Annotated in this window: 5 protein-coding genes; 3 read left to right on the top strand and 2 right to left on the bottom strand. The window is 45.8% G+C overall.

The window, feature by feature from the left end; all coding sequences use genetic code 11:
* Positions 1-963: 963 nt before the first annotated feature.
* Positions 964-1,416 carry a GNAT family N-acetyltransferase gene (locus tag J1785_RS03915; RefSeq protein ID WP_217137350.1) on the top strand — a complete coding sequence of 151 codons (453 nt, stop codon included), beginning with the start codon at positions 964-966 and terminating at the stop codon, positions 1,414-1,416.
* A 256-nt stretch (positions 1,417-1,672) separates the two neighbouring features.
* Positions 1,673-2,485, top strand: a complete 813-nt coding sequence (locus J1785_RS03910) for a shikimate dehydrogenase family protein (RefSeq protein ID WP_217137351.1) — start codon at positions 1,673-1,675, stop codon at positions 2,483-2,485.
* 216 nt (positions 2,486-2,701) lie between these two features.
* On the opposite strand, the gene J1785_RS03905 is transcribed toward J1785_RS03910, so the two are convergent.
* Together J1785_RS03905 and attM are read right to left on the bottom strand one after the other, a co-directional pair.
* Positions 2,702-3,223: a GNAT family N-acetyltransferase gene (locus J1785_RS03905; protein WP_217137354.1), complete on the bottom strand. Its 522-nt coding sequence runs from the start codon at positions 3,221-3,223 to the stop codon at positions 2,702-2,704.
* A gap of 266 nt (positions 3,224-3,489) precedes the next feature.
* Complete coding sequence (gene attM, locus J1785_RS03900; RefSeq protein ID WP_217137355.1) at positions 3,490-4,284, bottom strand: AttM family quorum-quenching N-acyl homoserine lactonase; 795 nt, start codon at positions 4,282-4,284, stop codon at positions 3,490-3,492.
* A gap of 159 nt (positions 4,285-4,443) precedes the next feature.
* Here attM and J1785_RS03895 point away from each other — a divergent pair, with 159 nt between their 5' ends.
* Complete coding sequence (locus J1785_RS03895) at positions 4,444-5,328, top strand: LysR family transcriptional regulator (RefSeq protein WP_217137352.1); 885 nt, start codon at positions 4,444-4,446, stop codon at positions 5,326-5,328.
* Positions 5,329-5,610: the final 282 nt, after the last annotated feature.

Genomic DNA, 5,610 nt, shown 5'->3' with positions numbered 1-5,610 from the left:
GTATAAAGTTTTCCTGGATAATTTTAACGTTGGTTTCTGACCCTGATCTGCCCGTTGAAGGATTAAGGGCAGTTATCAGCGAAAAGCCGAATTATTATCCCAACTGGTAAAGTGGTATCAGGAAGCAAAAAGATATCTAATCAAAGTGTTAATAAAGAAAACTCCGCTATATGAATTCATTACATTGGGAAAAACCTCTTACTACGGAGTTTTGCTAAATGGCCGGAGCGAAGCAGAGCAGAACACCCCACCACGGTTGATCGGAACCTGCTCCGCCCGGCACAGCATACAGTATGGGGAACATGTGCAACCGATACAATATTTAGCGTTTTCCACAGAAACGGGGCCGATGAGTAGGAGGCGGAAAAATTGGCGTTTTAGCGAACTCTTATTAAGCGCGCAGAGTTGAGTACTGAATAATCGATTTCGTAAAGCTTTCGTTCTGCGCGGGTTGGGAAAGGATTCTCAATTTTGATGATTGTTTTTAACTCTCAGGCTAACCAACCTGCTTCATAATAAGATGCGCACGCCTGAAGGAAATCCTCTTGTCTAAATTCTCTGATCTTTCCCCAAAGTAACGATAGCTACAGCGGTTCCGACCTCCGTCAGGCTATCGGTCGTGAGGAAGCGTTCATTTTTCAACCAATAATATCTCTTCCCCTGTTCGAACGTCAGGCTGCCATCGCCTTATTTCTAGCGTTTTTAGACCATTCGCAATTCGAGTTCCGGCAGGCCGAACAATTGAAAGTGCTTTCATTGTAGGCTCATCAATATTTATTAACATATCAGGATGTCCACCTTTGGCACAGAGCTGCCGAAGCAACATGAAGGGGCTGTTATGAAAAACGGACATAGCATCCTCGAGATAGCCAGAAATCAGAGCTGTCCCATCACCCGTTTCAGGTGGTGCTTTTCCAGGCAGGATACTTTATTCTGATCATAGTCTCTTTGTAGGATATAGCCATGATAACAGTAGAGAAATCAGATCCATTTTCTTCAGAATCCCAGCGATTAATCGAAATGCTGTCGGCAGAACTTGCCGCTATTACGGGTGATAACGGCAAAAGCAATTTCACTGTTGATGCAATGAATGGTGACAAAGCGTTATGGATATTGGCAAAGAATGCTCATGGCGATGCGATAGGATGTGGCGCTATCCGGCCATTGACGCATAATATTGCCGAACTTAAAAGAATGTTTTCAGACCGCAGTGTGCCAGGCGTTGGTAACGCTTTACTTACTTTTCTGGAAACCTCCGCAAAAGAAATGGGATATCTCGAGCTGAGGCTGGAAACTCGACATATCAACCATCGGGCCGTAAATTTTTACGAGAAAAATGGGTATATCCGTATTGAGAATTATGGCCCATACATAGGCAGAGAAGAGGCAGTCTGTTTCTCAAAGGCATTGTGCTAATTGCATTAATGGATCCTGATGTCTGCGCTTGCCACTATAAAAAAGAGTTGTCATACCTGCTACTAGCGATGAGCAGACGTTGAATCTGAAAGAGGAACTGGTCAGAGTGAACTTTTTTCGAATGAGGTATCACCCATCAAGGTGATACCGTTTTAACAGGCGCAAATCTGAAATCAACGAAATGATGGTGATATCCGATTGGCTTATCCTCATACATAGCATCAACTGATTGAAGATCTTACTGTAGGAAACCTATATGAATGAACTCAGTGTTGTGAGCGGCAAATTGCAGATTTTATCCATCATTGGAGATCCGATAGTTCAGGTAAGCGCGCCGCTTATGATAAATGCGGCTCTTCATAGAGAAAGTATTCCCGACGTATTGATGGTTCCGCTCCATGTTGACCCCACCGGTCTAGAAAATGTACTTAATGGCCTAAAGGCTATACAGAATTTTCGTGGGGCTATTATAACAATGCCCCACAAGCAACAGACGCTTTCCTTTCTTAATTCAGCAAGTGAAACTGCGACAGCGGTTGGGGGGTGTAATGTTATCAGAAGAGATAACAAGGGAATGTTGTACGGCGATATGCTTGACGGTGAAGGGTTTGCATGGAGTCTCCTAGACCGAGGGATCAATATTGAAGGAAGTAAAGTTTATCTGGCAGGGACAGGTGGCGCTGGCTCAGCCATCGCACACGCCATTGCAGAGCGGAAACCTTCTGAACTGACCATTTACAACCGGACTCCGGAAAAATCAATTGCACTGATTAATAAGCTCTCTGTTCTTTTCCCGCAGATAAAGATTAAGGCCGGCACTAGCGTTCCGAAACGGGTTAATATTGCAATCAATGCAACATCTTTGGGGATGGGGGGAAATACTGATTTGCCTTTCTCTGTTGAAAAGCTCGGGCCAAGGACACTTGTATGCGACATTGTAATTTTTCCAGAAAAAACCCGCCTTCTCACTCTGGCCGAACAGAAGAAACTACCCATTCATACCGGCAGAGCAATGCTTAGCGCTCAGATTAAGTTGATGCTAAATTTTATGCTTCGTCCGGAAAATTAATGCGTTCTCAGATTCATAGACGTCCGAGTCAGGCACGGAACTCCCTATGCAAAGGTTCTAGGGCAGCGGGGAGCGGACGTTCCGTTTGCATCAGGGTTCAAGAGAGCATCGACATGAAAGTGCCAATCATATTCTTACTAAACCGAAGCGACGAAGACCTTTAAAGGCTAATACCTCAAATGACCTGCTAAAAATTAGTTTTTATGGTTTGATTACTTACTGGCGTATAAGCATGCGTATCTGCTTGCCGCGATAGTTAACATAATCTTGAAACTGGAAACCAAAACGCTCAGCCAGATAATTTGAACGTTTATTTTCTTCGTCAATGATACAGCATACTGGGGAGGAAAATGTCTGGTCGGCCCATAGTAAAACTGCGGCCAGTGCTTCAGACGCATAACCTTTGCCACGAACCTCTGGAATCAACGTCCATCCAGCTTCCGGGTATTTCAACTCAGGTGTGATATCACGATGAGCATCCTGGAAACCAAACGAACCAGCATAACAACCTGTTGTTTTCTCAAACACTGCCCAGTAGCCATACCCTAACGCCTGCCAGTGCCCGATATAACGTAATATGCGGGTCCAAACCATTTCTGCTGTTGGATTCTCACCGCCATTAATTTTAGCCATTTCAGGATTGCTCCAGCACGCCATAAGCGTTGGAAACTCGTCGAGCGTAAATTGCTTTAAAATCAGTCGTTCTGTTTCAAGTCGAGGCGCTTGCTGAGCTGTCATCACTTCTCCTGATTTTAGCATACTTGATGCGGCTGTTTTACCACCATGCACGTTGCTTCTTTCACGGGCAATCAAACTGTACCAACGTCCGCCCCTGGCACAGAGCAGCCCGACGCGGACAAACTGTCAGCTGTGAGCGAAAAGCCGAAGTTGGAAATTGAGTCGCCTCGGCTATTGCTAGCATTGCCGTGTGTTAGTAAACGGAGAGTAAGTCACGATTTGCCATTCCGGTCAGTCCGTTTTTAAAAGAATGAGTGAGCAATGATTCAACTGTATGAGGCTGGAGCAAGCCTGATTTTTTCCCATTCTTCAGGGTCATGACCGGGTATTAATATCGCGTTATATCGCTCGGTAAGCTGGCGCAGCTTTTGGACAGACTGAGCAACATCAGTGGCTGACGTCATCAGGCCAGGGAGCGCCCTCTCATGGTAATGATCTAAGGTGTAAGCCGCATCAATCGCTAGCGTAAAATTTGTACCACTGGATAATCTGATAAGAAAAGATTGATGTCCGGGTGAATGCCCTGGCGTGAAAATGCACTGTAACGTGCCATCACCGTAAAGGTCATAGTTATCCTCAGACAACCCGTTTAGAAAAAGCCAGTTGAGGCCAGGATGATCGTAATCGAATCGGCAATAGGCTCCAGATGTAAACCAGTCAGGAGCAAAGGCATATTCATACTCTCGCCTCTGAACCACATGGGTGGCATGTGGGAAGCGACCAATCGCGCCAGTATGATCAGAGTGCAAATGGGACAGTACCACGTAGCGGATATCTTCTGGTGCGACGCCAATCCTTTTAAGCTGTTCCAGGCAGCCCTCTTCTTCTGACATCACCGGTTTAAACTGCTCTACAGCACTTCCCCAATAGGCACAGGGGTCTTTCAATCCTTCTACAGCCAGACCACCGTCAATCAGGGTAAAACCATCCGGATGTGTCAGAAGGAACCAAGGGACCGGAATATCATAACTCTCTCCCACTCCCTGATTCATCCGAATATGGTGATATTTACAATGCTGCGTTCCTGACTGGAACATGAAAAGTTTGATATCTGACATAATTATCTTCCACTAATAAATCAATAAAATAGATTCATATTTTGCTTAACTCTTACTTGAGCGTTGAGTTTTCATCATCTCGCAGAAGAACAGTAGATGCCTGTATCGAATTACTTTTATCGGTAAAACCAATATAATCGCCAAATGGATCTCTTCTCAGCAATGCGCATATTCATCAGGGTGGTTGAGCGGGGCAGCATGTCGGCTGCAGCCCGCGATCTCGGCATTGGCCAACCCGCCGTCAGTGAAAGAATAGAAAAACTGGAAGCACATCTTGGTACGCGTTTGCTAAGGCGCAACACGCGGAACATGTCTCTGACGCAGAGCGGTAATTTGTTTTATGAGAGAAGTAAAGCGGCGATTCAGGCGGCACAGCACGCTCTTTCTGTGAATGAAGAAAATCAGGGGCTACAAGGCAAAATCCGTATTGCGGCACCTTATTCTGCCGGGGAAAGCTTACTGATGCCTGCATTGTTACAGCTTCAGAACGAACATCCGGGGCTGCAGGTCGATGTCATTTTTAACGACCGTGTCATCGATCCGGTCACTGAGGGTGTGGATTTATCATTGAGGCTAGGAGATGTCTCAGAAGGATTTTTTGTCGCACGTCCACTTGGTAGCGTGCGCAGAGTAATACTGGCCTCCCCTGCTTTGCTGGCTAAAATGGGTTATCCGCACTCTCCAGATGCGCTGGCTGGTTATCCATTTGCCGCTGTTTCTAGCGTATTTGCCAGTAATCGCATTCCATTGATCACCCCTGAAACCCAACTCATTAATGTTCCCGTCAACGTTAAATTTCAGTCCACGCACTGGCGAAGTGTCCTCTCCTATTTATTAGCTGGACTTGCCATTGGTGTTTTGCAATTTCCGGTTTGCAGAAACGAAATTGAAAAGGGAACGCTAATCCCCCTTTTAAGCCACTACCAGCTCCCGCCTTTTAGTGCCTGGTTGCTCCATCCACCGGCGGGCATGATGTCATATGAAACGCGAATTTGCGCATCTCTGCTGGAGGGGTATCTCAGAGAGTCTCTGCTTGAGTTGATGTGATACGAATAACGTCCGCTCCTGGTACAGGCTGTGTGAAAACTCGGTTTTTGCATTATCTGAGTACTATCCCCGTTCAGGAACGCAAGATATTCCAGATATTGACTGCATTCGGAGTAATTTAGATATAGAGGCAGTTCGAGGCTTTTGAAGCCTGGTATCGAGGGCTATTGAGTGGTTATCAGGGGCTAAAGCGGTTATACCCGCTAGTTGTATTGCTCTCGCAGCTTAATGGCCAATCCTTCATTACCCAAGATCGACATCATTCTTTTCAGGTTATAAGCC

Origin of the sequence: Rahnella perminowiae (assembly GCF_019049755.1) — a bacterium.
GTDB lineage: Bacteria > Pseudomonadota > Gammaproteobacteria > Enterobacterales > Enterobacteriaceae > Rahnella > Rahnella perminowiae.
The sequence above is the reverse complement of the archived record's forward strand: the minus strand, read 5'-3'. Positions and strand labels throughout refer to the sequence as shown.

Excerpts from the sequence above, each read along its gene's own strand:
- J1785_RS03910 (WP_217137351.1), top strand. The coding sequence starts at position 1,673 with ATGAATGAACTCAGTGTTGTGAGCGGCAAATTGCAGATTTTATCCATC.
- J1785_RS03895 (WP_217137352.1), top strand. The coding sequence starts at position 4,444 with ATGCGCATATTCATCAGGGTGGTTGAGCGGGGCAGCATGTCGGCTGCA.
- J1785_RS03905 (WP_217137354.1), bottom strand. The coding sequence starts at position 3,223 with ATGACAGCTCAGCAAGCGCCTCGACTTGAAACAGAACGACTGATTTTA.
- J1785_RS03915 (WP_217137350.1), top strand. The coding sequence starts at position 964 with ATGATAACAGTAGAGAAATCAGATCCATTTTCTTCAGAATCCCAGCGA.